27 protein-coding genes and 1 pseudogene are annotated in these 26,593 nt (G+C 62.1%); 13 read left to right on the forward strand and 15 right to left on the reverse strand.

Features of this window, described 5'->3' with window-relative positions; all coding sequences use genetic code 11:
• Positions 1–195: 195 nt before the first annotated feature.
• The 4 genes from ACLH0I_RS28310 (at position 196) to ACLH0I_RS28325 (ending at position 3,521) form a co-directional block, all read left to right on the forward strand.
• Positions 196–1,590 carry a COG3014 family protein gene (locus ACLH0I_RS28310; RefSeq protein WP_411385927.1) on the forward strand — a complete coding sequence of 465 codons (1,395 nt, stop codon included), beginning with the start codon at positions 196–198 and terminating at the stop codon, positions 1,588–1,590.
• A gap of 18 nt (positions 1,591–1,608) precedes the next feature.
• The gene (locus ACLH0I_RS28315) at positions 1,609–1,980 is read left to right on the forward strand and encodes a YcfL family protein (protein ID WP_186706841.1); all 372 of its coding nucleotides are present in this window, start codon (positions 1,609–1,611) and stop codon (positions 1,978–1,980) included.
• 206 nt (positions 1,981–2,186) lie between these two features.
• Positions 2,187–2,774, forward strand: a complete 588-nt coding sequence (gene lpoB, locus ACLH0I_RS28320; RefSeq protein ID WP_053126460.1) for a penicillin-binding protein activator LpoB — start codon at positions 2,187–2,189, stop codon at positions 2,772–2,774.
• A gap of 3 nt (positions 2,775–2,777) precedes the next feature.
• On the forward strand, positions 2,778–3,521 hold the full coding sequence (locus ACLH0I_RS28325; protein ID WP_250966054.1) for a penicillin-binding protein activator LpoB: 744 nt from the start codon (positions 2,778–2,780) through the stop codon (positions 3,519–3,521).
• Positions 3,522–3,760: 239 nt separating this feature from the next.
• Here the strand turns inward: ACLH0I_RS28325 and ACLH0I_RS28330 are convergent, their stop codons facing one another.
• From ACLH0I_RS28330 to ACLH0I_RS28340, 3 genes are all read right to left on the reverse strand, one after another.
• On the reverse strand, positions 3,761–4,393 hold the full coding sequence (locus ACLH0I_RS28330; RefSeq protein WP_411385928.1) for a LysE family transporter: 633 nt from the start codon (positions 4,391–4,393) through the stop codon (positions 3,761–3,763).
• 144 nt (positions 4,394–4,537) lie between these two features.
• Positions 4,538–5,119: a mechanosensitive ion channel family protein gene (locus ACLH0I_RS28335; RefSeq protein ID WP_186706844.1), complete on the reverse strand. Its 582-nt coding sequence runs from the start codon at positions 5,117–5,119 to the stop codon at positions 4,538–4,540.
• Positions 5,119–7,029 (reverse strand): ATP-binding cassette domain-containing protein, encoded by a 1,911-nt coding sequence (locus ACLH0I_RS28340; protein ID WP_411385929.1) that lies wholly within the window; start codon positions 7,027–7,029, stop codon positions 5,119–5,121. The genes ACLH0I_RS28335 and ACLH0I_RS28340 overlap by 1 nt, the downstream gene beginning before the upstream one ends.
• A 50-nt stretch (positions 7,030–7,079) precedes the next feature.
• Between ACLH0I_RS28340 and ACLH0I_RS28345 the strand changes: the two genes are divergently transcribed.
• Complete coding sequence (locus ACLH0I_RS28345; protein ID WP_411385930.1) at positions 7,080–7,544, forward strand: TIGR02444 family protein; 465 nt, start codon at positions 7,080–7,082, stop codon at positions 7,542–7,544.
• Here the strand turns inward: ACLH0I_RS28345 and ACLH0I_RS28350 are convergent.
• Positions 7,541–8,713, reverse strand: coding sequence for an AlgP family protein (locus tag ACLH0I_RS28350; protein ID WP_250964761.1), 1,173 nt, complete (start codon positions 8,711–8,713; stop codon positions 7,541–7,543). The genes ACLH0I_RS28345 and ACLH0I_RS28350 overlap by 4 nt on opposite strands.
• A 191-nt stretch (positions 8,714–8,904) precedes the next feature.
• On the opposite strand from ACLH0I_RS28350, the gene ACLH0I_RS28355 reads away from it, so the two are divergent.
• Positions 8,905–9,570, forward strand: coding sequence for an FKBP-type peptidyl-prolyl cis-trans isomerase (locus tag ACLH0I_RS28355; RefSeq protein WP_250964762.1), 666 nt, complete (start codon positions 8,905–8,907; stop codon positions 9,568–9,570).
• Between the two features lie 59 nt (positions 9,571–9,629).
• Here ACLH0I_RS28355 and rsd read toward each other — a convergent pair whose 3' ends face one another.
• The 7 genes and pseudogenes from rsd to ACLH0I_RS28390 form a co-directional block, all read right to left on the reverse strand.
• Complete coding sequence (gene rsd, locus ACLH0I_RS28360) at positions 9,630–10,088, reverse strand: sigma D regulator (protein ID WP_250964763.1); 459 nt, start codon at positions 10,086–10,088, stop codon at positions 9,630–9,632.
• A 175-nt stretch (positions 10,089–10,263) separates the two neighbouring features.
• Positions 10,264–10,806 (reverse strand): disulfide bond formation protein B, encoded by a 543-nt coding sequence (locus ACLH0I_RS28365; protein WP_250964764.1) that lies wholly within the window; start codon positions 10,804–10,806, stop codon positions 10,264–10,266.
• 451 nt (positions 10,807–11,257) lie between these two features.
• Positions 11,258–12,490, reverse strand: a complete 1,233-nt coding sequence (locus tag ACLH0I_RS28370) for a heme biosynthesis protein HemY (protein WP_250964765.1) — start codon at positions 12,488–12,490, stop codon at positions 11,258–11,260.
• Complete coding sequence (locus ACLH0I_RS28375) at positions 12,487–13,620, reverse strand: uroporphyrinogen-III C-methyltransferase (protein WP_250964782.1); 1,134 nt, start codon at positions 13,618–13,620, stop codon at positions 12,487–12,489. Before ACLH0I_RS28375 ends, ACLH0I_RS28370 begins: the two co-directional genes overlap by 4 nt.
• 36 nt (positions 13,621–13,656) lie before the next feature.
• Positions 13,657–14,403: pseudogene (locus ACLH0I_RS28380) on the reverse strand (uroporphyrinogen-III synthase); the annotation flags it as partial.
• Positions 14,400–15,341: a hydroxymethylbilane synthase gene (gene hemC / locus ACLH0I_RS28385; RefSeq protein ID WP_411385931.1), complete on the reverse strand. Its 942-nt coding sequence runs from the start codon at positions 15,339–15,341 to the stop codon at positions 14,400–14,402. The gene hemC and the pseudogene ACLH0I_RS28380, both read right to left, overlap by 4 nt.
• Positions 15,342–15,478: 137 nt before the next feature.
• On the reverse strand, positions 15,479–16,225 hold the full coding sequence (locus ACLH0I_RS28390; protein ID WP_060740100.1) for a LytR/AlgR family response regulator transcription factor: 747 nt from the start codon (positions 16,223–16,225) through the stop codon (positions 15,479–15,481).
• Between the two features lie 462 nt (positions 16,226–16,687).
• Between ACLH0I_RS28390 and argH the strand changes: the two genes are divergently transcribed.
• Positions 16,688–18,082 (forward strand): argininosuccinate lyase, encoded by a 1,395-nt coding sequence (argH, locus tag ACLH0I_RS28395; RefSeq protein ID WP_411385932.1) that lies wholly within the window; start codon positions 16,688–16,690, stop codon positions 18,080–18,082.
• 130 nt (positions 18,083–18,212) lie between these two features.
• Here argH and ACLH0I_RS28400 read toward each other — a convergent pair whose 3' ends face one another.
• Positions 18,213–18,872, reverse strand: a complete 660-nt coding sequence (locus ACLH0I_RS28400) for a glutathione S-transferase family protein (RefSeq protein WP_250964767.1) — start codon at positions 18,870–18,872, stop codon at positions 18,213–18,215.
• Between the two features lie 124 nt (positions 18,873–18,996).
• Between ACLH0I_RS28400 and ACLH0I_RS28405 the strand changes: the two genes are divergently transcribed.
• The 3 genes from ACLH0I_RS28405 (at position 18,997) to ACLH0I_RS28415 (ending at position 22,815) form a co-directional block, all read left to right on the forward strand.
• On the forward strand, positions 18,997–19,281 hold the full coding sequence (locus ACLH0I_RS28405) for a hypothetical protein (protein WP_186706856.1): 285 nt from the start codon (positions 18,997–18,999) through the stop codon (positions 19,279–19,281).
• Between the two features lie 279 nt (positions 19,282–19,560).
• The gene (locus ACLH0I_RS28410; protein ID WP_157711860.1) at positions 19,561–19,806 is read left to right on the forward strand and encodes a TIGR02647 family protein; all 246 of its coding nucleotides are present in this window, start codon (positions 19,561–19,563) and stop codon (positions 19,804–19,806) included.
• Positions 19,807–19,974: 168 nt separating this feature from the next.
• Entirely contained in the window at positions 19,975–22,815 is a 2,841-nt protein-coding gene (locus tag ACLH0I_RS28415; RefSeq protein WP_411385933.1) for a class I adenylate cyclase, read from the forward strand.
• A gap of 13 nt (positions 22,816–22,828) precedes the next feature.
• On the opposite strand, the gene rnk is transcribed toward ACLH0I_RS28415, so the two are convergent.
• The 3 genes from rnk to cyaY all read right to left on the reverse strand — a co-directional run bounded on the left by rnk (position 22,829) and on the right by cyaY (position 24,130).
• Positions 22,829–23,239: a nucleoside diphosphate kinase regulator gene (gene rnk, locus ACLH0I_RS28420; protein WP_186706858.1), complete on the reverse strand. Its 411-nt coding sequence runs from the start codon at positions 23,237–23,239 to the stop codon at positions 22,829–22,831.
• Positions 23,240–23,574: 335 nt separating this feature from the next.
• Positions 23,575–23,793, reverse strand: coding sequence for a DUF1289 domain-containing protein (locus tag ACLH0I_RS28425; RefSeq protein WP_250964770.1), 219 nt, complete (start codon positions 23,791–23,793; stop codon positions 23,575–23,577).
• Positions 23,794–23,797: 4 nt separating this feature from the next.
• Positions 23,798–24,130: an iron donor protein CyaY gene (gene cyaY, locus ACLH0I_RS28430; RefSeq protein ID WP_250964771.1), complete on the reverse strand. Its 333-nt coding sequence runs from the start codon at positions 24,128–24,130 to the stop codon at positions 23,798–23,800.
• A gap of 184 nt (positions 24,131–24,314) precedes the next feature.
• On the opposite strand from cyaY, the gene lptM reads away from it, so the two are divergent.
• From lptM to dapF, 3 genes are read left to right on the forward strand one after another with little or no spacing between them, the layout of a single operon-like run.
• Positions 24,315–24,494, forward strand: coding sequence for an LPS translocon maturation chaperone LptM (gene lptM, locus ACLH0I_RS28435; RefSeq protein ID WP_018605419.1), 180 nt, complete (start codon positions 24,315–24,317; stop codon positions 24,492–24,494).
• Positions 24,495–24,503: 9 nt separating this feature from the next.
• Positions 24,504–25,751 carry a diaminopimelate decarboxylase gene (gene lysA, locus ACLH0I_RS28440; protein WP_186706860.1) on the forward strand — a complete coding sequence of 416 codons (1,248 nt, stop codon included), beginning with the start codon at positions 24,504–24,506 and terminating at the stop codon, positions 25,749–25,751.
• Positions 25,752–25,755: 4 nt separating this feature from the next.
• The gene (dapF, locus tag ACLH0I_RS28445) at positions 25,756–26,586 is read left to right on the forward strand and encodes a diaminopimelate epimerase (RefSeq protein ID WP_411385934.1); all 831 of its coding nucleotides are present in this window, start codon (positions 25,756–25,758) and stop codon (positions 26,584–26,586) included.
• Positions 26,587–26,593: the final 7 nt, after the last annotated feature.

Consider the following 26,593-nt stretch of genomic DNA (forward strand, 5'->3'; position numbering starts at 1 on the left):
ACAAAAACAGCATTTCGCAATTGAAAAGCCATTACATAGCCAAGCGCCATGTTTATAATCCCGCGGCCTTCTTATCATTCGATGGCATAAAAGCTCCTCTTTTTATGAGGAACCGACAGCGTTTCGACGTTCGTCCGTGGGATCGCTCCAGCCCGGCCCGCACACCCCCGGCTGCTATCAGGGAAGAAAATGTTCATGGCATCCCGTGCCGTTCTTTCGGTCGCCCTCGGCGCGATCACCTTGTTGTCCGGCTGCTCGGCCTTTCGCAATTACGACAGCGAATTGGCCCAGACCAACCAGCAGTTGGCGTCCGGCAACGTCGACGGCGCGTTGACCCTGCTGGAGAAGAACAATTCCAGCCAGGACAAAGACCTGCTGTATTACTTCGAGAAAGGTGAGCTGCTGCGCGCCAAGGGCGATTTGTCCGGCAGCCAGACCGCCTGGAACAGCGCCGATCAGCAGGTTGGCCAGTGGGAAGACGCGGTCAAGCTCGACACAGCCAAGTACCTGGCCCAGTTCGGCAGCTTCCTGGTCAACGATAAAGTCCGCCGCTACGAAGGCTACGATTACGAAAAGGTCATGCTGACCACGCAGATGGCCCTGAATCTGCTGGCAGTGAATGACTTCGATGGCGCCCGGACCCAGATCAAGAAGACCCACGAACGCGAAGCGGTGATCGCCGACCTGCGGGACAAGGAATACCTCAAGCGCGAGGAAGAAGCCGAGAAACAAGGGGTCAAGACCGAATACAAGGACCTCCAGGGTTACCCGGTGGCCAGCCTCGATGCCCCGGAAGTCGTCGGCCTCAAAAACAGCTACCAAAGCGCGTTCAGCCATTACCTGGCCGGTTTCGTCTATGAAGCCCTAGGTGAAAAGGACCTGGCCGCGCCTGGCTATCGCAAGGCCGCCGAACTGCGCCCCAACACGCCATTGCTGGAGCAGGCCCTGCGTGACCTGGACAAACCTGCCGCCAAAAACGATGACAGCGACATCCTGATCGTGGTGCAGAGTGGCCTGGCGCCGTCCCGGGACTCGATCCGCATTCCCCTTCCGCTGCCGATCAGCGGCAACCTGGTCATCACGCCGTTGTCGTTCCCGCTGATCAAGCCTGACACCTCCACAGCCACCTTCGGCCAGATCGGTGTCGATGGCCGCCAGTTGGACCTGACCCAGCTCAACAGCACCACCGCCATGTCGCGCCGAGCCCTGCGCGATGACATGCCGGGCATCATCCTGCGTACCACCGTGCGCGCCATCACCCGTGGTGTGGCGCAAAAGCAGATCAACGAAACCAACCCCCTGGCCGGCCTGGCCGTGGGTCTTACCTCGGCGGTACTCGAAGGCGCCGACACCCGGACCTGGCGCACCCTGCCCGACTACACCCAAGTGGTGCGCCTGCGCCTGAAGAAAGGCGAGCACCAGGTCACCCTGCCAAGCGCGGTGGGCGGCTCGATGGTCAAAATCACCGTCGACCAGCGCTACCAGGTCATCACGCTGCGAGCGGTGGGTAACCAAGTGTTCGCCGGCGGCCTGGCGGCCCAGGTGATACCAAGCGCCAATCCGACCGCCATTGCCCTCAAGCAACCTTAAGAACGGAGTCTTGTTCACATGCGTTTAAAACTGATCGCCGTCGGCGCCCTGGCCTTGCTGGCCGGTTGCGCCACCCCGCCGCCACCGGAGCCGGGCAGCGCCGCCAGCAAGGTCGTGGCGATGGGCAAGACCAAGAACATCGTGGTCGGCGCCATGCGCGTGGCCAGGGAAAACGGCTACATGACCGTCAATGTCCAGTTGAGCAATACCAGCTACAACAACAAGACGATGTATTACCGCTTTGCCTGGCTGGGGCCGGAAGGCTTTCCGATCGCCGAAGAAGAAACCTGGAAAAGCCTGACGATGTATGGCGAACAGACCAGTTTCCTGCCGGCCATCGCACCGACACCCAAGGCCGTGGATTTCCGTTTGGAAATCAATACCCCTTGAGCCTGATCCCGGTCGGTCAAGCCAGCACCGGACCTGTGGCGAGGGAGCTTGCTCCCGCTGGGCCGCGAAGCGGCCCCAAGATCTTGCGGTCGCTGCGCAACCGAGCGGGAGCAAGCTCCCTCGCCACAGGGATCGTCGGCACAAGTTCCTTTACCGATCGGCATTGCACCTAAGCCCATATTCATTCAGTTTTCGAGAGCCCCCACATGTTCGTACGCATTTCCTCCCTCGCCCTCGCCGCCCTGCTGGTCAGCGGCTGTGCCAACAACTCGCCGGTCCTGGGCAACAAGAACATCAGCTACGGCGATACCAAGGCCGTGGAAACCGTGACCAACGAGTTCGGCTCCACCGACCTGCAAATGATCGCCGAGTCCATGACCCGCTCCCTGGCCCAGTCCGGCATCCTGCAGGGTCGCCCGGTTGTCCAGGTCTATGACGTGAAGAACAAGACCAGCGAATACATCGACACCCGCGAAATCACCACCAGCATCAAGACCCAGTTGATGAAGACCGGCGCGGCCCGTTTCGCCAGCGACAACACCGCCATGGAAAGCCAGGTCGACCAGCTCAAGCTGCAGAACCAGAGCGGCCTGTACAAGAAAAGCACCGTGGCCAAGACCGGCAACATGATCGCTGCCAAGTACCGCCTCGAGGGCTCCATCAGCTCGATCGTCAAGCGCAGCAGCGACTACAAGGACGTCTTCTACAAATTCAGCCTGCAATTGATCGACGTCGAGAGCGGTCTGGCCGAGTGGATGGACGAAAAAGAAATCCGCAAGACCACGGAGCGCTAAGCCATGCGCACATGGATAGGCATCATGGCCCTGGCCTGCGCATTCAGTGCCCAGGCGGCCCCAAAAGTCGCGGTAACCGACCTGGCGTACCAGGAACGGGTGGAGGAATACATCCACACCGTTTCGGCGCAGAGCAACTTCCAGGCGAACCCCTACAGCGCCAGCGCTTCCTCGAGCTACGACGAGATGGAAGCCACCAGCAGCTACATCGAGCAGGGCGAACTGCGCAAGTTCACCGGCGACATCAAGGGCGAGATCCTGCGCAGCGGCATGTTCCAGCTGACCCAGGGCACGCCCCACACGGCGGCATCCAGTGGCGACGTGTATGACGTGATCAAGCGCATCAAGGCCGGCAACTTCAAGGGTGCCGACTACGTGCTGTTCGGCACCGTGTCGGACATCGATTTCACCCGCGACATCAACGAGCTGGCCCATACCGACAGCTACTCGGCTGTGCTGGCGTTGACCCTGGTGGCGGACTTCAGCCTGATCAACACCAAGACCTACGAGATCACCTCGGCCTTCACGGCCATGGGTGAAGGCCAGGACACCAAGTTGCTGAACCACCGGGACGCACGCATCAGCCTCAACCGCCCGCGGGTGGTACGCGAAGTGTCCAAGGCCCTGGGTGAAGACGTGGCGCGGCAACTGAGCGAACAACTCGGCGGCCCGAGCTACGAGCAACCTGGCGAGCCGGTGCCGCGCAACAACCTGCCCCGGGACACGGCGCCGGTGATCTTGCGCTGAGGCATACCGTCGGGTAGCTGTTTAGCGGCTCTTGTGGCGAGCTAGCTGTTTTGGCTTCTGTGATGAGCTGAATGCTTTTGTGGCGAGGGAGCTTGCTCCCGCTGGGCCGGTCCGACGCTTCGGGCGAAGCGGCCCCAAGATCTTGCGGTCGCTGCGCAACCGAGCGGGAGCAAGCTCCCTCGCCACAAAAGCCCTCTACAAAAGCCAGCCACAAAAGCTACCTCGCCACAGGTTTTGCTTTATGCAGCAGCCTTTCTGATCGTCGCAAGCAAACCCGCCGCGCCAATGAACATACCCGCGAAGGCACGGTTCATCCGCCGCTGTTGTTTCGGTGTACGCAACAGACGCAGGACTTTAGACGCCAACCCGGTGTACCCGGCCATGACGATGAGATCGACGGCGATCATGGTGACGCCCAGGATCAGGTACTGCTGGATCAACGGCGCATGGGGATTGATGAACTGCGGCAACACCGCCAGCATGAACACCAGCGCCTTGGGGTTGCTGACATTGACCAGGAAACCGCGAAACACCAGCGCCAGGGGCTTACCTATGGGCCGTGGGGCCGCGTCGTCGGTCATGTCGCCGGGAATGGCTCGCCACTGCTTGACCCCCAGGTAGACCAGGTAGACCACGCCGAACCACTTGATGGCATAGAACGCAGTGGCCGACGCCGTGAGGATCGCGCCAACACCGGCGGCAACGACCAGGATTTGCAACGCCAGGCCCAATTGCAGGCCCAAGGCGTTCCAGTAACCGCGCCAAAAGCCATATCGCAGACCGCTGGACATCGATGCAATCGCGCCGGCACCCGGCGAAAGACTGATCACCCAGCACGCAGCGAAAAACGCCAACCATGTTTCCAGCACCATTGCACTCCCCGGCTCGGATTCGTCGAAACGACTAAGCTAATGCGCCGTCACGTGGTTGACCACCGTTTTTTGCGCAAGCCTCAAGCGGGCATGAACCGTGGCGAGGGAGCTTGCTTCCGCTGCGCCGCGTAGCGGCCCTTTGCGTTATTCGACGAAACCGCCCACCGGGAACGCTTCGCTGCCGCGCCAGCGCCGCACCGAGCGCTGGAAGAACAGGCTGTTGGGCACTTGCACCATCGCGCTGCCGGTGCCGAGTTCCTCGGGTTCGATCAGCGTGGTGTACAGCAGATTGATTGCCACCACGCGCCCCTTGATACCGGGCTTGTCGGTGCTATCCACCAACTCGACCACATCGCCCAGGCGAAAGGGTCCGACGGTGTAGATCAAAACGGCGCAGAACAGGTTGGACAGCACGCTCCAGATGGCGAAGAACGCCACCGCTGCCACCGCGACAAAGCCCGACAGCGCCGTCCACAGCACCGTGGCCGAGACACCCAGGCGTTCGAGCACCACCAGCACCGCAGTGCCCATGATCAGCCAGCGCAGCACACCCCGCAGGATAATCACCAGTTGGGGTGGGAGCGGGTAACGCTCACCCAGGCCCGTGAGCGCACGCGCGACGAAGCGCTGCGAGACATAACCGGCCACCAGGATCAGCAGGATTTGCACACCGAGCCAGATCGGCTCGATCCACATGACAGGGACAGGCAACGCCAACGCTTCCATCAGGACAACGCCTCCAGCTCCGCTTGCAGGTTTTCCAGCCATTCCAGCGCTTGCATCCAAGCCTCCTCGAGCTCCGCTTCCCGGACCTTCAGCTTGGCCTGTTCGGCCAGCAGGTCACGCAACTCATCCTTGCGCGCGGCCTCGTAGAGACCACTGTCGCCCAGGCTGGTTTCGATTTTCTGCAATTTTTCATGCAGCTTGCCCAGCTCGGCTTCGAGCTTGTCGGCCTCGCGTTTGTGCGGCGCCAGTTGCTGGCGCAGCGCGGCGGCGGCCTGGCGCTGGGCTTTCTTGTCGGTCTTGTCCGGGTTGACCGGTGTGCTGCTGACCGGCGCGTTACGCTGGCGGTACTCCACCAGCCAACGGGCGTAGTCCTCCAGGTCACCGTCGAACTCCTCGACCTTGCCATCGGCGACCAGGAAGAAGTTATCCGTCGTGCTCTTGAGCAAATGCCGATCGTGGGACACCACCAATACCGCGCCACTGAATTCTTGCAAGGCCATGGTCAGGGCCAGGCGCATTTCCAGGTCCAGGTGGTTGGTCGGTTCGTCGAGCAACAACAGGTTCGGTCGACCCCAGGCGATCAATGCCAGTGCCAGGCGGGCCTTTTCGCCGCCGGAGAAATTCAACACCGGCTCGTCGATGCGCGCCCCGCGGAAATCGAAACCGCCGAGGAAATCGCGCAGGGTCTGCTCACGCTCGGTCGGCGCCAACCGTTGCAGGTGCAACAGCGGGCTGGCCTTGGAATCCAGGGAGTCGAGCTGGTGCTGGGCGAAGTAGCCGACGACGGTGTTTTCACCTCGGGTCAGGCGCCCGGCCAGAGGCTCGAGTTCGCCGGAAAGGTTCTTGATCAGGGTCGACTTACCGGCACCGTTGGGGCCCAGCAGGCCGATCCGCGCACCGGGGGTCAGTTGCAGCTTGACCTTCTCCAGCACGGTCTTGTCGCCATAGCCCAGGCGTGCGTCAGACAGGTCGATCAACGGGCTGGAGATCTTGGTCGATTCGCGGAAGACAAAATCGAACGGTGAATCGACGTGGGCCGCCGACAGCTCTTCCATCCGCTCCAGTGCCTTGATCCGGCTCTGGGCCTGGCGGGCCTTGGTGGCCTGGGCCTTGAAGCGGGCGATGTAGCTTTCCATGTGCGCACGTTGCGCCTGTTGCTTCTCATAGGCTTGCTGTTGCTGGGCCAGGCGTTCGGCACGGGCGCGCTCGAAGGCGCTGTAGCCGCCACGGTACAAGGTGAGCTTGCGCTGGTCGACATGGGCCACGTGATCCACCACCGCATCGAGGAAATCGCGGTCGTGGGAAATCAGCAGCAGCGTGCCCGGGTAGCTCTTGAGCCAGTCTTCGAGCCAGATGATGGCGTCGAGGTCCAAGTGGTTGGTCGGTTCATCGAGCAGCAGCAGATCCGAAGGGCACATCAACGCCTGCGCCAGGTTCAGGCGCATCCGCCAGCCGCCGGAGAAATCCCCGACCTGGCGGTCCATCTGTTCATTGGTGAAGCCCAGGCCGGCGAGCAATTTACGCGCGCGGGCATCCGCGGTGTAGCCATCGGCACTGTCGAGTTCCGAATGCAGGCGGGCCTGTGCGGCACCGTCGTGGGCCGCTTCGGCCGCCGCCAGGTCACGTTGCACCTGGCGCAGGCGCAGGTCGCCATCGAGCACGTAGTCCACCGCCAGGCGCTCGAGGGTGTCGACCTCCTGGCGCATGTGGGCGATGCGCCAATCGGCCGGCAGCAGGCAATCGCCCGAGTCCGGGTGCAGCTCGCCTCGCAGCAAGGCGAACAGGCTCGATTTGCCGGCACCGTTGGCACCGATGAGGCCGGCTTTGTGGCCGGCGTGCAGGGTCAGCTCGGCGTCTTCTAGCAGACGTTGCGGGCCACGCTGTAAAGTCAGGTTCTGAAGTCGGATCATAATGGCGGCGGAGTCTACCAGCTTCGCTCGCAACTGGCGCGAGTAGCACGATGTCCCCTGACCTGTGGAGTTTTTCCCTCGACCTCTATGCCAAGCCTGGCGTAGAGCCTGCGTGCCTGGCGGCACAAGACGCCGGCGCCAACGTCTGCCTGCTGCTTTGTGGCCTGTGGCTGGCGCAGCGCGGCGTGGCCTGCAATGAACACAGGCTGCAGCGACTTCGACAAATGGCCGAGCCGTGGGAGGCCGAGGTGGTGCGGCCACTGCGTACGCTTCGCAATCAATGGAAAGCCGGAGCCCTCCAGGACGCGGCACTCAATGGCCTGCGCGAACAGGTCAAGCAACTGGAGTTGGCCGCCGAACGGCGATTGTTGGAACGATTGGAAGCGCTGGCCAAGGATTGGCCGAGGGCACAACAGAACGATTCAGCGCAATGGCTGCAAGGGCTGGCGGCGAATGCCGAACCCGCGAGCCGCGACGCGCTGCATCAGCTGCGCGTCGCGGTGTCCGGCACTTAGGAAGCGCTGGTTGGGGTGCTGCTGGCGGTCGGCGCAACGGCAGCTGGGCTGGTCGCCGCGGCCGGCGTGCTGGCGGTTGGCGCAGGTGCCGCGGTCGGAGCCGGAGCCGATGTTGCGGGCTTGGCGGCTGGCGCAGTCGCAGGTTTTGCAGCGGCTGGTTTTTTCACGGCCGGTTTCGCGGCGGGCTTGGCAGCAGCTGGTTTCGCGGCGGCTGGCTTGGCAGCCGTTGGCTTCGCAGCTGCAGGCTTGGCCGCGGCCGGTTTGGCAGCGGGTTTAGCCGCGGCTTTGGCAGCGACTGGCTTGGCAGCGGTTTTTGCAGCGGGCTTGGCCGCAGCCGTTTTGGTTGCCGCAGGCTTCGCTGCCGGTTTGGCAGCAGGCTTGGCGGCAGCCGGTTTTGCAGTGGCTTTTACCGGCGCTTTGGCAGCCGGTTTAGCGGCGGCGGTTTTCGTCGCGGCTGGTTTGGCGGCGGCGGTTTTAGCGGCAGGTTTGGCGACAGCTTTCGCCGCTGGCTTGGCGGCAGGTTTAGCAGCCGCTTTTACAGCGGGCTTGGCAGCGGCAGGTTTAGCGGCCGCCGTTTTTGCAGCGGGCTTGGCAGCCGCCTTGACGACTGGTTTTTTTGCCGCAGGTTTTGCAGCGCTGGCAGCGACGGGTTTGGCAGCCGGCTTGCTGGCGGCTTTGGCGGCAGGCTTGGCAGCGACTTTGGCCGGTGCTTTTGCCACGGCGGGTTTAGCCGCCGGCTTCTTGGCCGATACAGCGGCAGGCTTGGCAGCACGAAGCGACAGCGCCTTGCCCGCGGCTTCTTGCACGCGACCGACGCCCTGGGCCAGTTTCAGGCTTTCCTGGGCATCACGCTTGAGTTGCAGAATGTAGGCGCGGGTTTCGGACTGACGATCCTTCAAGGCATCGAGCAAGTCTTCGAGTTCTTTCACGACGTCTTTAGCCTTGGCTTGGGCCTTGGCCTTGCCAGCGGTGGCTGCGTCTTGCAGTTTGGTGCGCGACTTGTGCAGTTTTTCCTGCGCCTTGCCGCGTTGCTTTTCCAGTTTGGCGAGCAGTTTTTCAGCATCAGCCAGCGCTTGGGAGCAGGCATTTTCCAGATGTTCGAGCAGGCTGCCCGAGAGTTGTTGGAGCAAGTGCAACGGAGTGTTTACAGGCTTCTTGGTGGCCGACATGGTTTACCTCCTGACTGACGTGAGTGCGGCTCATACTAGACCTCTGCTGCAACCGCCGCTAGGGCATGTTGACAGTACACAAGACGTTGCGTTGCAAGGGAGGAAAAATCTTCTGCGCCAGTGCCTTGGCAATCCACCTCTACAGATATCGGCACTGGCATAATTCCTCGATTCGAGGCCGGAGAGCACACATGTCGCGTCACCTGTTTTTACTCCTGTGCATGGCTTGCGCCACGGTCCAGGCCGCTGAAAAAACCAGCGCAAACGATGCCCACGATTTGGCTTACAGCCTGGGCGCCAGCCTCGGCGAACGCCTGCGCCAGGACGTGCCGGACCTGCAGATCAAAGCCTTGGTCGAAGGTTTGCAACAGGCCTACCTGGGCAAGCCGCTGGCGCTCAAGGATGAACGCATCGAACAAATCCTGGCCGAGCACCAGGCGCAACTGAACGCGCCTTCGACAACGCCGCAGACCGAAGCCGCATTGAAAACCGAGCAACAATTTCTCGTCGAAGAAAAGAACCGCCCTGGCGTCCAGCAACTGGCAGACGGCATCCTGCTGACCGAAATCAAGCCAGGCCATGGCGCGAAGGCCGGCCCTCACGGCAAGGTCCAGGTGCTGTACACCGGTCGATTGCCGGACGGCACCGTATTCGACGCCAATCGCCAGGCACAGTGGTTCAACCTCGACAGTGTGATTGACGGTTGGCGCAGTGCGTTGCCGCAAATGCCGGTCGGCGCGAAATGGCGACTGGTGATTCCGTCGTCCCTGGCCTATGGCGCTGAAGGGGCCGGGGATGTGATCCCGCCGTACACGCCATTGGTGTTTGAGATCGAGTTGCTGGGCGCGACGACCTGACGTTTACCCAATAAAAAAACGGTGCGCAATGCGCACCGTTTTTTCATGACCGCGAGCCCTCAGGCCTGGACGGTATCTTCTTCCTTGTGAGCGTTGTGCAGCACTTCGATCAGGCAGTCTTCCAATTCGAAACGCTCGTGCAGCAAGCCGCCCAGCTCCTTGAATTTTTCCGCTACACACTTGCCCTCATCGCACAGGTCGTTGAACGCCAGCAGCTTCTCGGTGATGACATCGATGCGCGGGTAAATCGTCTCGGCCAGTTCCAGGCCGCGCTTGTCGTTGAAGGCCTTGGCCTCGCCCGTCAGTTGTTCATAGATCTCGAAATGACCGGCAGACACATAGTCGACCAGCACACCGCAGAACTCTTGCAAGGGTTTGCGGCTTTCGCCCAGGGCTTCAGGCTTGTCGCCAAGATCATCGTAGGCCCGAATCAGTTCGCGACGCTCTTGCAGCCAGCGATCGATCAACAGATGCACCCCACCCCAGCGTTCCTGAGCATTCTGACAACTTTCGAGCATGGTGATTTCTTCCCTTGTGAGTCATGCCCCTCGCAGCCTGTGCACGCCTGATGAACCAGGGACAAGCCAGACACAACATGATCGAGCGGCACAATTCCAATAACACGTGCGGGCCAGATTATGCCCGCACGACAACGGCTTCAAGGTACGCAGGAGATAAAGTTCATACAAGTGTTTAATCCACGGCCCGGACCAACTGCGACGTCTCGCCGCTGAGCGGTTGTACCAGAGCACTCCAGGCAAGGCGCAGCAGCAGATAGGTCATCACGCTGGACACCGCAAGAAAAAACAACAGGCTCCACTCGGGGATGCTCAGGTCGAACAACGTCCAAGTGATATTCGCGCAGTCAACGGTGCCATCGAGGACACGCTGCAACGCACACCACCACGAATCCATCAGCTTGGGCTGGGCAACACAATCAGCAAACGGCTCGAACGAATGGCTTTGCATCAAGACCTGACGCCAGGCCAGGGTCATTCCCCCCGTCGCAAAAACCAACCCTGCCGTACCGTAGAAGAGCGTGCCTCTTTGACCTGGACCCTGTACGCAGGCCACGAGACTGTTCACCAGGAACAGCATCAGGCACAACCGCTGCAAGACACACAGGCTGCAAGGCGTCAGGCCGACCGAATACTCCAGATACGTGCTGATGCCCAAAGCCAGGGCGGCGGCGATGGAAGCCATGAGAAACAAGAAACGTGAGCTGGCCAAAGACATGGCGATTCCGTAACAGAAGAGACAAGCTGTTACGGTAGAGGAAAGCCCTCGGGCCTTTCAAGGCAGCCCCGCGCAGACACTTCACCAGGAGTGTAGGGAATTCCCAACAGGCCGAGGAGGATACGGCGCGATGAGCTGTAGGACTTTACTGATGGTATGACCAAAGCCCCAAAACCGTATTCGCAACAGCGCATTTAAGGTTCACCAACCCGTGGCGAGGGAGCTTGCTCACTCGTCACGGGTTCTGGGTTGCCTGGGGTGACGTCATCGCGAGCAAGCTCGCTCCCACAGGGGGTTGGCGGTTACCAGGGATCGATGTGGGAGCGAGCTTGCTCGCGATGGCGATCTTCAATTCACCACAGGCCTCTCAGCCGAGTGGGAGCAAGCTCCCTCGCCACATGACTCATGCCACGTTCAAGAATAAGTCACGCCCCTCTCAAGTCGACAACACCTAAGCCGGAACCGGCAGCGGCGCGGCCAGCAGGCGCTCATCCAGCAACCCCAACCCCTCTTGGAACAATTGGTTGCTGCGCTCGGCATCCCCCAGTTGCGCCAGCAGGCGCGCCAGTTCGGCGCAGGCTTCGGGATTGCGCTGGGCCCGCAAACTGCTTTCCAGGTAATCCCGCGCCTTGCCCCACAAGCTGTTCTGCAAGCATAGGCGCCCCAGGGTCAGCAACAGACTTGGATCGGCCGGGTGATCCTTGAGCCAGCCCTCGGCCGTTTGCAGTTGGCGGATCGGATCGTTGCCACGAACCAGCCCATATAGACGCGCCAGGTGGCTGTCGTAATGACGCTTGAGCGCGCCGCGCAGCACCTCTTCGGCTTCGACCTGAGCGCCCAACTGACGCAGTTGCTCGGCATAGGCCAACACCAACGCCGGTTCCTGGCGCTGTGCGGAGGTCAGCTGTTGCCAGGCACGATTGAGCGACTGCAAACCGACACTGCCGTCCTCTTCACGGTGGGCCGCCAGGGTGAGGTTTTCGCCCCAGGCACGCCGTTCCAGTTCAGCCAGTTCAGCCGGCGGCAGGACTTTATCCTTGCGCAACTCCGGCAACAGCCGGATCACCGCCGACCAGTCGCCGCGCTGCTGATGCAGTCGCTGCAATTGGCGCAGGGCCTGGACGTTATGGGGATGACGCTCATGCATGGCCTGCAGCGTGCTCAATGCCCCGTCCGTGTCGCCCCGGTCCGTCTGCAGTTGCGCGTGCGTCAGGGCAATGGCCAGCTCCGCCTGGGGCTGACGCTCCAGGGCGCGCTCCAGCAAACTGTCGCTCTGTTCGTAAAGACCTTGTTCGTTAGCCGCGCGGGCGGCCCCCAGGTAATACAGCAGCGGTTGGCGCTCCGCTTCGGCGGCACGGTGCAGGTGGCGCTGGGCACTGGCCCAGCGACCTTCGGCCAGGTCCAACTGGCCGTGTTCGATCGCCACTTGCACCCGACGGCTGCGGTTGCGCCGCGACCACGGGTTGACCACGCCACTGGACGTGGTCACCAGCCCGATCAGGAATCTCAGGCCTCGCCACACCAGCCAGAGCACCGCCACCAGCGCCAGGGTGACCCACAGTCCGGCTTCATAACGGAAGTTCTTGTACGCCACCAGCACGTAACCCGAATGCTCGGCAATCGCCACGCCCAGCAAGCCGGCGGCGGCGATGACCATGAACAGAATCACGTAGAGACGTTTCATGGCGTGGCCTCCTGCGCGCCAGGCGCGGGCAGCGGCTTGACCGATTCCTCGGCATTGAGGTTGCGGCGCTCAAGGTAGGCCTGGACGCTGCTCAGCGTGCCGGTCAGGTCCGGGGTGACCACCGTCACCGGTTGCTTGGACAGCTCACCCACGCGCTCGAGCATGATTTTGCTTTGCGGGTTGTCCTGATTGAAATTGCTCTTCAACACATCCCGCGCCTCGGTCAGCGCCTGGGTGTAGACCGGCGCCTGGCCGTTGAGGGCGGCCCATTGCGCCTGCTCCAGCGCCAGGCTCAGGGCCAGGCGCACTTGCACGAGGCTCTGCCCGGCCAGCAGCGGACGAACGTTCTCGTCCGCGTTGAAATCGATGCGGATATAGCGCGAGATCTGATCCCACCACTGCGCCCACCGACTGGCTCCATCGCCATCGGCGGTCAGGCCCAGCAGCGATTCGCCGCGATCCTTGTACTCCGGTGCCAGTTCGGTCAGTTGCAGCACCTGGTCACGCAAGGCACCCAATTGCAGGAACAGCCCGGTGCGATCCGGTTGTTCGGTGCTGCGCAGCGCAGCGAGGGTCTTGGCCAATTGCTCGCGGGCGGCGAACGAACCAGGGTCGTTCTGCTCCCGCAGGATTTCGTCAGCGCCCTGGACCAGCGCCTGGGCACTGTTGATGTCTTGCAGCGCGGAAAGACGCAGGCTGGCCAGGCGCAACAGGTGCTCGGCCTCTGCCAGGCGCCAGTCCTTGCGACTGGCACCGAGCACGGTTTCCAGGCGCTGATTCAAGTGTTGCTGGTCACTCTGCAACTGGGCCACCAGGCGCCGCCGCTCCTCCAGCTCTTCAGCCGGGGGCAATTGCGCCAGGCGCTCGCTCAGGCGTTGCTCGTTGAGCTTGAGGGCCTGGGACTGGTCGTTCAGCGCCTGGACCTGGGCGGACTGCTGCTGGTTATTGGTTTGCAGGTGACGCACCTGCCACACGCCCCAGCCGCCAACGGCTACGCCGGCAGCGCCGAGCAACAGTGCAACAACGGCCAGCCCGTTGCCACGACGCGGCGCTACGGGAGGCGGGGTTTCAACCGGCGCATCGATCGCTGGCTGGTCCAGATCTTCTTTTGGCAAGGCTGTTTCGCTCACGTATCCATCCTTTGCATTAGAAAACGGCACGGAGTGTTCCCGTAACGCCGCCAGCAAAGCCGCGGCATGGGCGCCACGGCAATCCACAACTGTTCGGGCCCCGGCGGCACGCGCCATCTCGGCCACCCTTGGGCTTGGCACAAACAACGGTAACCGCGCCAGGGCCGGCCACGCATCGCCGGCCAGCCGCTGCAAATGCTCGAAGCCCTGCCCACTGCTGACCACCAGGGCGTTCAAGCGTTCCGCTTCGACTATTGCCGGCAATGCCCCTTCGCCATGACTGGGCAAGTGGCGTCGGTACAATTCCAGGTAATCGACACTAGCACCTTGCTCGCGCAAACGCTCTGCCAGCAAGCCGCGGCCGCCTTCGCCCCGCACGATCAAAACCTTGGGGTCGGGCCGCGATACAGCCTGGCGCAAGACCAAGTGTTCCAGCAAGGCTTCGCTGTCATCGCCGTGATCGGGATAAAACACCGTGAGGCCGGCATCGGCGAGGATCTGTCCGGTGGCCGCGCCCACGCTGAACCAGGGTTGGTCCGGAGGCTGGGGCCAGTATTGGCGCAGCAGCTCGATGCACAGGCGTGCGGCCGGTTTGCTGACCACGATCACCGCAGCGTATTGGTCCAGCGCCTGGAATAACGCGCGCCCGGCATCGGACAGCGGGACCGGTTCGATCTCCAGCAACGGCAAGCTGCTGCTGTAGACCCCCGCTTCGGCCAGAACCGCCGCCAGCGCCGACGACTCGTCCGCCGGCCGGGTGAGCAACAGCCGCCAACCCGTCACGCGTGGCCGGCCTCGCCGTAGACCGCCTTGAGGATGTCGGCGGCACCCTGGCTCAGCAGGTCTTCAGCCACGCGCACACCTAGCGCCTCGGCATCGTGGCGCGGCGCCCGTGCCTGGGCGCTAAGCAGTCGGCCGCCGTTGGGATCCCCCACCAGACCGCGCAACCAGACCTGCTCACCCTCCAGCACGGCGTAACAGGCGATCGGCACCTGGCAACCGCCATTGAGATGTTTGTTCAGGGCGCGCTCGGCGAACACCCGCGTGGCGGTGTCTGCATGATGCAGCGGCGCCAGCAGGGCATGGATGTCGCTGTCGGCGCTGCGGCACTCGATACCCACCGCCCCTTGGCCACCGGCCGGCAGGCTGTCATCGACGCTGATGGCCGAGGTGATGCGGTCTTCGAAGCCCAGGCGGATCAAGCCGGCGGCGGCGAGGATGATGGCGTCGTATTCGCCGGCATCGAGCTTGGCCAGGCGTGTGTTGACGTTGCCACGCAGGAAGCGGATTTGCAGGTCCGGGCGCCGCGTCAGCAATTGTGCCTGGCGACGCAGGCTGGACGTGCCGACCACGCTCCCGGCAGGCAGCGCCTCAAGGCTGGAAAACGTGTTGGAGACGAACGCATCGCGGGGGTCTTCTCGCTCGCAGATGCAAAACAGGCCCAGGCCTTCGGGGAAGTCCATGGGCACGTCTTTCATCGAGTGCACGGCGATGTCGGCTTCGTTGTCCAGCAACGCGGTTTCCAGCTCCTTGACGAACAGGCCCTTGCCGCCGATCTTCGACAGCGGCGAGTCCAGCAGCTTGTCACCGCGACTGACCATGGGCACCAGGGTCACGCTCAGCCCGGGATGGGCCGCTTCCAGGCGGGCTTTGACGTATTCGGCCTGCCAGAGGGCCAAGGCACTTTTACGGGTGGCGATGCGGATCTCGCGAGGGGACATGGATCAATCCGTACTTAAAAGATACGGCAGATAATAACAGCTCAGCCAAAACCGCTTTGATTTGAATCACGACCCCAAGGCCTCCCTGGCCGCCAGATCCTCGAAATGAAACGCGTTGGACGCCTTGGACCGCCCGGTCAAAGCTGCTGCATCATCTTGCGCACGCCGGCCACGTGCCGCCGGCTGACAATCAGCGCGTCGCCATTGAGGCCTTTGAGGAACAGTTGGAAATGCCCAAGGGGGGTGCGCTGCAAACGTTCGATGCGCTCGCGGGCCACGAGGGCGTTGCGATGGATGCGCACGAAGCGTTCGCCGAACTCGTCTTCAAGGGCCTTGAGGGGTTCGTCCAGCAACACCTCGCCACTCTCATGACGCAAGGTCACGTACTTATGGTCGGCAATGAAATAGACCACCTGGTTCAAGGGGATCAACTCGATGCCTTTGCGGGTGCGCGCACTGATGTGGCTGCGTGGGCCACTGCCGCTTTCGGCGGCCGGACGGGTCAGCGCCGCCAGTTGCACGCGGTTGGGCCGCTCGGCCTTGCGCAAGGCTTCGAGCAAAGCCTCGGACGCCACGGGCTTGACCAGATAGCCCACGGCACCGGCCTGCAACACCTCGGGTGGGAAGTCGTCCCGGGTGGTACAGAACACCACGGCGGGCGGCGATTCTCGTTCGCACAACTTCGCCGCCACCTGCAGGCCGTCCAGGCCAGGCATGCGAATGTCGAGCAGCACGATATCCGGCTTGTGGCTGTCGATAAGGGCCAATGCCTCGTCGCCATTGGTGGCGCTCGGCTCCAGGACACTGTAACCCTCGAGCTCGCCAACCATTCGGCTCAGGCGCTCGCGGGCCAGTGGTTCGTCATCAACGATCAGGACATTCATATTGCGCTGGATTCCTGCGTGAGTCTCGCACAAGGATAGCGTAGACAGGGGAAGTGACATCCGTCACCGCGATCCACGCTAAGACTCGTTCGAGGGCCAAAAAGTGCCGCGAGGCGGTTGCCTATCTTTACCAGCGCTTGCCGACCGATGCCCGAGGCCCGTTGTCGCACGGCGTCGCCGTAGGGATTGTTAACTGTCGATCTGACCAATATGAGCTCCCCCTTCTTCTATTTTTCCGGTGCGCCATGGATGGAAAAAGCAAAAGTCCTACCGTCCACTGTAGACGGTTGCCACGACGATATTGCTCAATCGAAAAATATCGTTGTGCGAAAACCTTCTTGGATCCCAAGGCCCGATCGGAAAAACCTGCCGACCAGTGCCAGCGCCAGTCCCGGCAACCCTGCTATCATCCGCCGCAGCCTTTAACCGCTACTTTCTCCACAGCCGATCACGAGCGAATTCATGAGCACTGACAAGACCAATCAGTCCTGGGGCGGCCGCTTCAGTGAACCCGTCGACGCCTTCGTCGCCCGCTTCACCGCCTCCGTCAATTTTGACCAGCGCCTGTATCGCCACGACATCATGGGTTCGATCGCCCACGCCACCATGCTGGCCAAGGTCGGCGTGCTCACCGATGCCGAGCGCGACTGCATCATCGACGGCCTGAAGACCATCGAAACTGAAATCGAGGCCGGCCAGTTCGACTGGCGCGTCGACCTTGAAGACGTGCACATGAACATCGAAGCACGCCTGACCGACCGCATCGGCGTGACCGGCAAGAAACTGCACACCGGCCGCAGCCGCAACGACCAGGTCGCCACTGACATCCGCTTGTGGCTGCGGGATGAAATCGACCTGATCCTGGGCGAAATCACGCGCCTGCAAAAAGGCCTGCTGGAGCAAGCCGAGCGCGAGGCCGAGAGCATCATGCCGGGCTTCACGCACCTGCAGACCGCCCAACCTGTAACGTTTGGGCATCACATGCTGGCCTGGTTCGAAATGCTCAGCCGCGACTACGAGCGCCTGGTGGACTGCCGCAAGCGCACCAACCGCATGCCCCTGGGCAGCGCCGCGCTGGCCGGCACCACGTACCCGATCGATCGTGAATACACCGCGCAGTTGCTGGGCTTCGACGCCGTCGGCGGCAACTCGCTGGATAATGTCTCGGACCGCGATTTCGCCATCGAATTCTGCGCCGCCGCGAGCATCGCGATGATGCACCTGTCGCGTTTCTCCGAAGAGCTGGTGCTGTGGACCAGCGCGCAGTTCCAATTCATCGATTTGCCCGACCGCTTCTGCACCGGCAGCTCGATCATGCCGCAAAAGAAAAACCCCGACGTGCCGGAACTGGTGCGCGGCAAGAGTGGCCGGGTGTTCGGCGCACTGATGGGCCTGCTGACCCTGATGAAAGGCCAGCCGCTGGCCTACAACAAGGACAACCAGGAAGACAAGGAACCGCTGTTCGACGCCGCCGACACCTTGCGCGATTCGCTGCGGGCGTTCGCCGACATGATCCCGGCCATCAAGCCCAAGCATGAGGTGATGCGCGAAGCGGCCCTGCGCGGCTTCTCCACTGCCACCGACCTGGCCGATTACCTGGTACGCCGCGGCCTGCCGTTCCGCGATTGCCATGAGATTGTCGGCCATGCCGTGAAATACGGTGTAGACAGTGGCAAGGACCTGGCGGAAATGAGCCTGGATGAACTGCGCCAGTTCAGCGACCAGATCGAGCAGGACGTGTTTGCCGTGCTGACCCTCGAAGGCTCGGTCAATGCCCGCGACCACATCGGCGGTACCGCGCCGGCGCAGGTCAAGGCAGCCGTGGTGCGTGGCCAGGCTCTGCTCGCCAGCCGCTAAAAGCCCAAAGCATCGCGAGCAAGCTCGCTCCCACAATGGATCTTCGGTGAACACATATAATGTGTGGCCATGAAGATCACATGTGGGAGCGAGCTTGCTCGCGATGACTCACTTCAAAACAGCAAAAAGCTCACTTCTTGGCGGCAATCCTCGCCAAAAACGCCGGCATTTCTGCCTCCCTGTCCGCCGCGATCCGCTGCACGTTCGGGTTCTCCCCCAACCGTTCCATCAGCGCCTTGGCCGCCGGCATGTCCGCCAGCAGATCCATATCGAAGACCTTCTTGCCCACCTGCAGAGCCAGCGAAAGGCTGTAGTAGAAATACAGATCGGCAATGCTCAGGCTGTCGCCCGCCACGTAGGGCGAGAACTTGCCGTGTCGGCCGAGCGAGGCGAACCCCAGCAGCAATTCGGCCTTGGATTTTTCCTTGATGGCATCGGCCACCTGCATACCGAAGAACGCCTCGCCATAGCAGGCTCGTCCGGGCAGCTCGATGTACAACTCGATTTCCCGGCACAAGGCCAACACCTGGGCGCGCTCGAACGGGTCGGCTGGCAGCAAGGCTTTACCCGGCTGGGTCTGCTCGAGGTATTCGAGGATGACGCTGGTCTCGTTGATAAACCCGTGCTCGGTCTTCAATACCGGCACCTTGCCACGTGGGCTGATGGCCAAGGCTTCCGGGGTCTGGGCGCCGAAGAACTGGACCTCTTCGAAGGGCAGGCCCTTCTCCAGCAGCGCCAGCTTGACCATGTTGTAATAATTACTGACAGAGAAACCATAAAGCTTGAGCATTACAAAGCCTCCAGGCCGTGCGGGGTTGGCAGCCTTGCGTTATAGACCGTCGAGGCGTTTCCTGCCAGGCGCATCACGACGCTGAATGCAGGTAAACTGGCGGCCTTTCCTACAGGAGCCTGCCATGAGCGAGCCAACCGATATCGACAACGACGAAGAAGCGTTCGTCGAGAACACGCTGATCGAGGCGATTGAAAACCAGATCGAGAGTGACAATCCACCAGCGGCCAAGGCTGTTTTCAATAAATTGACCCTGGTGGGTTATGAGCGCGAAGAAATCCTCAACCTGATGGCCCATGTGCTCGCGGTGGAAATCGACGCGATCCTGGAAGAGGACCGTCCGTTCAATACCGAGTGGTACGAAGCCGCCTTGCGTGCCCTCCCCGAGTTGCCGCCGGAAAAAAACTGAACCGCTCTTGTGAAGACTGGACCGCTCTTGTGGCGAGGGAGCTTGCTCCCGCTCGGCTGCGCCCTGTAGGAGCTGTCGAGTGTAACGAGGCTGCGATCTTCCCCCTGACACTTGAATCCCAAGCGAAAGATCAAAAGATCGCAGCCTTCGGCAGCTCCTACAGGCCACAACAGAATCGCTTTAAACAAAAAAAGCATGACACTGACACTGGACAGCTCGGCCGAGTGCGCTCACCTTAGTGACGCTGTCGACCAAATTCCTAGAAAGTCTGGAGTCCTTATGTCGCTTACCCCTGAGTTGGTTGCCGAACTGGAAATCCTCGCACTCTTCAACCTGGACAGTTCCCAGGAAGGCCTGAAAATTCATCAGACCGCTGCCCCTAAAGCGATTGCCGCTGCCCAACGCCTGTTCGAAAAAGAGCTGATCGATCAACCCGATGGTGGCTACCTGACCAGCCTTGGGCGTGATGCCGCGCAGAATGTACAAACCGTCCTGACTATTCTCAGCGTTCAAGAAACCGCCTGATCCCCCCTGTCGCCCACGGAAATCTCCTCTACGGGATTTCCGCCGGCGCACTGGCGCCCTGCGTAAAAAACCAACCTCAAAATCCTGTTTTCAGCTTAAGTATTCCCAAGACCGGGCGCTAACCTGCCATCACCCCACGTTCGACGCCGCGAGCCGGTTTGAGCCGACATGACCCGCAACCACGAAATACGCCCCGATCTGGACGAAGGAATCGACCGCAAGGTGCTGAGCCAATTGCGCGCACGTTTTCTCAAGCTCAACACCGTGCGGATGGAGCGCGCCCTCGAAGGCCTGTCGCCGCGCCAGCAAGGCGTGCTGACGTTGTTGCCGCTGTTCTTCCACGTCAACCACCCGCTGCTGCCCGGCTACGTCTCCGGCAGCACGCCTGCCGGACTGTCGAATTACGAGCCTGACGCCGACGTCCTTGCCGAAGCCCAGCGGCTGACCCGTTCGTTTTCCTACAAGCCTCGGCACGGCGGCAACCCGCCTCGCCCGATCCTGGGCCTGTTCCTGATGGGCAGCCTCGGCACCCTGGCCCAGGCCGATCAGAGCGACATGGACGTGTGGGTCTGCCATGGGCCGGACCTGAGCGACGATGAACTGGCCGAGCTGCGCAAGAAATGCCAGTTGCTGGAGATATGGGCCGCGACCCAGGGCGCCGAAGCCCACTTTTTCCTGATCGACCCGGCGCGTTTTGTGCGGGGCGAGCGGGACAACCAGCTCAGTTCCGACGATTGCGGCACCACCCAGCATTACCTGTTGCTCGACGAGTTCTACCGCACCGCGATCTGGCTGGCCGGGCGCACGCCGATCTGGTGGCTGGTGCCGGTCTATGAAGAAGAGAACTACGAGCAATACACCCATACGCTAATGTCCAAGCGTTTCATTCGTGCGGATGAAACCCTGGACCTGGGACATCTGGCCTACATCCCGCCAGGCGAATTCGTCGGTGCCGGGCTCTGGCAACTGTTCAAGGGCATCGAATCGCCCTATAAGTCCGTGCTCAAGCTGCTGCTGACCGAAGTCTATGCCAGCGAACACCCGAACGTGCGCTGCCTGAGCCTGCGTTTCAAGCAGGCGGTGTTTGCCAATCGCCTGGACCTGGAAGAGCTGGACCCATACATGCTGGTTTACCGCCGCATCGAGGAATACCTCAATGCCCGTGGCGAACCCGAACGCCTGGAGCTGATCCGCCGCGCGCTGTACTTGAAGGTCAATCGCAAACTCACCGGCCAGGCGCGCAGCGGTGGCTGGCAACGGGTACTGCTTGAGCGACTGGCCCGGGAGTGGGGCTGGGACCAGCGTCAGTTGGCCTTGCTGGACAGCCGCAGCCAGTGGAAAGTCCGCCAGGTCAGCCACGAGCGGCGCGCCCTGGTCAACGAACTCACCCACAGCTACCGCTTCCTGACCCAGTTCGCCCGCACCGAGAAAACCGTCAGCCTGATCAACAAGCGCGATCTCAACGTGCTGGGCCGGCGGTTATACGCTGCCTTCGAGCGCAAGGCCGACAAGGTCGAGTTCATCAACCCCGGCATCGCGCCGGACCTGGCCGAAGACACCTTGACCCTGGTGCAGTCGCCCAACAAGAAAGAACACGGGCAGAACCAGTGGGGCCTGTACAACGGCAGCCTCAACGCCCTGGAATGGGAGAATTTCGCGCCGATCAAGCGCTCCCGGGAATTGCTGGAGCTGCTGACCTGGTGCCATCGCAACGGCGTGATCGACAGCAGCACGCGCCTGGCGCTGCACCCAGGTAGCAGCGACCTGAGCGAGTTCGAACTGTTCAACCTGCTGGGAAGCCTGCAGCAGTCCATCGCCCTGCCCCTGGTCACGGTGGACGAAGCGCAGTTGCTGCGGGCCAGCGTGCCCAGCGAAGTGTTGATCCTGGTGAACGTCGGCGTCGACCCGCTCAAGCACCACCGTGACTTGAACATTCTGATGACCACCGAGCGTACCGATTCCCTGAGCTATGCCGGGGTCCGGGAAAACCTGGTGCTGACCCTCGACCAAGTCACGCTCAATAGTTGGAATGAGGTGCTGGTCAACCGTTTCGACGGCGAACATGCCCTGCTCGATTGCCTGCGCGACTACCTCAACGACCTGCCCGTCACCCAGCGCCAGCCGCGCTTGCAGGTGCGCTGCTTCTGCCACAACCGCGCCCAGTTCATTGCGCGGCGCGTCGAGGACGTCATCGAAACAGCCCAGACCCTGTTATTGAGCAGGCTCAATTACCGTTACCTGCTTCAGGTCCAGCAGCACTATCACGTGCTGGAATTGGTGCCCGGCCAGGTCAATCACGTAGCCCTGGGCAGCTTGTCGGCGCTGATGGATTACCTGGGCGAAGAACTGACGGCCTACAGCCCCTTGCACCTGGACCCGATGGCGCTGGAAGACCATGACCTGGCGCTGATCCTGCCCATGGGGCAGCCCGAGTGCATCCAGGTGTTCTACCGGACCAACGAGGACGAGGCCGACCTGTACGTGCTCGATGAATTCAACGCGCTGTGGCAACAACACGTGCCGTATCACGACGAACAAAGCCTGCTGGTGCCGCTGCAGCGCTTTGTGCAATCGGTGCTGTACCGCCGCGACGCCTTGCTGCCGCTGGATGCCGCCCAGCCGCTAAGCCTGGAAACCCTGTACTACCAATTGCTGCCTTCGGGTGGCCGGGCACGACGGATCGAAGCGCGGCAAGCCCCGCAGATGCCGGTCAACAAACCGTTCTATGACGTGCAGGCGATCATCGGCAAAGCGGCGCACGGGCAGGTGCACGTCACCTTGTACTGCGATCAACAGGAGTTTTCCGAACTGGAGCATGGCGACCAGCTGTTCCGCGTGGTCGCCAGGGAGATCGTCGAACAGCGCCGCGAAGCCCAGCGCTATCGCTGCTACATCACCGACCTGGACCTCTCGGGACTGGTGGGCGACGGTGCCTGCTCAACAAACTTGTACCTGCGCTACAAGGCCGACCTGGAACGCGCCCTGAACGAGGCGCTGGCCCTGGCCTGATGCGCCCGGGCACTCAGAGCTGAAAATCACCGCCGGCTTCGGGCTGGTATTCGACGTCCAGCAAGGTCAGCTTCAGCGTCTTGCCGCCCGGGGCCGGCCAGTCGATGTGCTGGCCGACCTTCAGGCCCAGCAAGGCACTGCCCACCGGCGCCAGGATCGAGATCCGGCCTTCGTCGGCCTTGGCGTCCTGTGGATAAACCAAGGTCAGGTGATAGTCCTTGCCGCTGCTTTCTTCGCGGCAGTGCACGCGCGAGTTCATGGTCACGACATCGGCAGGCACTTCTTCGTGGCCCACCACGTTCTCGGCGCGATCCAGCTCGGTTTGCAGCGCAATCACGCCCGGCAGCGTTTCATCAAGACTGTCGATCAGGCGTTCCAGACGCTGTACGTCCAGGCGGGTAAGGGTGATGGAAGGTGCGGTCATGATCCAGGCAGACTCCTTTCTTCTGCACAAAAAAAGCAAAACCCCGCCACAAAAAGGCGGGGTTTTCACGGGCCTCGATAAGTTGAGGCGTAGCCGGACACTACCACAGCTCAATAAATAAACAACCCGGGCAGGATTTGCCTTGCCCAAGGACACCACCTCGCCACAGGTTCTGGGTTGCCTGGGCAAGAGTCATCGCGAGCAAGCTCGCTCCCACAGAGGGGCGGTGTTGTCGCAGATATCGCGGCCACACAACTCAATGTGGGAGCGAGCTTGCTCGCGATGGCAATCTTCAATTCACCCAAGCACAACGAACCCAGCCACCCGGTGAGTGGTTACGTCAGGGATCGTCGCTTGAGCGCCTCGGCACAAATAACCCGCCGGCGCTCGTCATCGGCTGAGCGCCATTCGCGGATATCTTCCACATGGCGCAAACATCCGAGGCAGACCTTGCGTTCATCCAACTTGCACACGCCGGTACATGGCGACGGTACGGCGGGGCTGACGTTGCTGTAGAGCGGCTTGGGTGGCCGTGGCGGGGCGGTCTGGCTCACGCCGTCACAGGCCTTCGAAATCGAGTTCCACGCCAGCCTGCTGCTTGACGATGCGCTCGAGCATCTCGCCCAGTTGCTCTTCGCTCTTGTCGCACATCCAGCGTTCGCTTTCTTCGTCATAGTCGAAATGAAAGCCGCCGGAGACCGCTGCCAGCCACAACTGCCGCAACGGCTCCTGGCGACTGAAGATCAGTTGGCTGCCGTTTTCGAACTTGACGGTGAGGACACCGGCGGAGATTTCCAGGTCGATGTCCAGGTCACTGTCATCGAACACATCCTCCAGCGTTTGCTGGGTCGCATCGACCAGGTCGTGGAAACGGGCTTCAGTCAAACTCATTGCGGCAACCTCGAAAATGTCTGCTCATGCTCAAGCGCCGCAAGATACGGACGCTTCCCGGCGATTGCAAAGGATATACCGACTGACGACACCAGTGCCGCCGGACGGGCGCCCCGTTGCATAGGCAAGCTGACGGGTGGCCGGTATACTCCGGCGCAATTAACGCATTTTCAAGGATTTCGCCATGAAGCGCCTGATCTCTTCCCTTGCTGCGCTCGTCGCGGTTGCCTGCCTCGTGACAGCTTGTGGTCAAAAGGGTCCGCTGTACCTGCCTGATGACAGCAAGTCTCCCGAAGAACAAGCAGAACAGGCCAAGTCGTCGCAATCCAAGTCACACTCGCACGACACCCACACCACTTACTAAGGGAACGCCATGGACGCTTTTAACTACCGTGGCGGGGAGCTGTTCGCGGAAGGGGTTGCCCTGTCCGCGATCGCCGAACGTTTCGGCACGCCGACCTACGTCTATTCCCGTGCCCACATCGAAGCGCAATATCGGACGTTTGCCGACGCCCTCGACGGCATGCCGCACCTGGTGTGTTTCGCCGTCAAGGCCAACTCCAACCTGGGCGTGCTCAATGTCCTGGCGCGCCTGGGCGCCGGTTTCGACATCGTCTCCGGTGGCGAGCTCGAGCGTGTGCTGGCCGCGGGCGGCAGCGCCGACAAGATCGTGTTCTCCGGCGTCGGCAAGACCCGCGAAGACATGCGCCGCGCCCTGGAAGTCGGCGTGCATTGCTTCAACATTGAGTCCACCGATGAGCTCGAGCGCCTGCAAGTCGTCGCCGCCGAGCTGGGCGTGCGCGCGCCGGTTTCCCTGCGCGTGAACCCGGACGTCGACGCGGGCACTCACCCGTATATTTCCACCGGTCTGAAGGAAAACAAGTTCGGCATCGCCATCGCCGACGCCGAGGACGTGTACGTGCGCGCCGCCCAACTGCCGAACCTGGAAGTGCTGGGCGTCGATTGCCACATCGGCTCGCAGTTGACCACCCTCGAACCCTTCATCGATGCCCTCGACCGCCTGCTGGCGCTGGTCGACCGCCTCGGCGACTGCGGCATCTACCTGCGTCACATCGACCTGGGTGGCGGTGTCGGCGTGCGCTATCGCGACGAAGAGCCGCCGCTGGTGGCCGACTACATCAAGGCCGTGCGTGAACGCCTCGACGGACGCGACCTGGCGCTGATGTTCGAGCCCGGCCGCTACATCGTGGCCAACGCCGGCGTGCTGCTGACCCAGGTCGAATACCTCAAGCACACCGAGCACAAGGATTTCGCCATCGTCGATGCGGCCATGAACGACCTGATCCGCCCGGCGCTGTACCAGGCGTGGATGGACGTCACCGCCGTGCGCCCTCGCGACACCGCGGCCCGCCCCTACGACATCGTCGGGCCGATCTGCGAAACCGGTGATTTCCTGGCAAAAGGTCGGGAGCTGGCGCTGGAAGAAGGCGACTTGCTGGCCGTGCATTCGGCCGGTGCCTACGGGTTTGTCATGAGTTCCAACTACAACACCCGCGGCCGCTGCGCCGAGGTGCTGGTAGACGGTGATCAGGCATTCGAAGTGCGTCGCCGCGAGACGGTAGCCGAGTTGTTTGCCGGCGAAAGCCTGCTGCCGGAGTAAAAACATGCTGCTGCGTTTTACCAAGATGCACGGCCTGGGCAATGACTTCATGGTCCTCGACCTGGTCAGCCAGCACGCGCACATCCAGCCCAAGCATGCCAAGCAATGGGGCGACCGCCACACCGGCATCGGGTTCGACCAGTTGCTGATCGTCGAGGCGCCGAACAACCCGGACGTGGATTTCCGCTATCGGATCTTCAACGCCGACGGTTCGGAAGTGGAGCAATGCGGCAACGGCGCGCGCTGCTTCGCCCGTTTCGTGCTGGACAAGCGCCTGACCGCCAAGCGGCAGATCCGCGTCGAGACCAAGAGCGGCATCATCGAGCTCGATGTGCGCAGCGACGGCCAGATCGGCGTCAATATGGGCGCTCCGCGCCTGGTGCCCGCGGACATCCCGTTCCAGGCGCCGGCCCAGGCCTTGAGCTATCAGGTGGACGTCGATGGCACCCTGGTGGAACTGGCGGCAGTCTCCATGGGCAACCCCCATGCGGTGCTGCGCGTGGCCGATATCAACAGTGCCCCGGTGCATGAGCTGGGGCCGAAAATCGAGCATCATCCGCGCTTTCCGGCGCGGGTGAACGTCGGTTTCCTGCAAGTCATCGACCGCCACCGCGCACAATTGCGCGTCTGGGAACGCGGCGCCGGGGAAACCCAGGCCTGCGGGACCGGCGCCTGTGCCGCTGCCGTCGCTGCGATCAGCCAGGGGTGGATGGATTCGCCATTGTTGATCGACCTGCCCGGCGGGCGCCTGTCCGTCGAATGGGCAGGCCCTGGCCAACCGGTGATGATGACCGGCCCGGCAGTGCGTGTATACGAAGGACAAGTTCGTCTTTGAGTGAGCC

It is taken from the genome of Pseudomonas sp. MPB03 (genome assembly GCF_046605385.1).
GTDB classification, from domain to species: Bacteria; Pseudomonadota; Gammaproteobacteria; order Pseudomonadales; family Pseudomonadaceae; genus Aquipseudomonas; species Aquipseudomonas zanjanensis.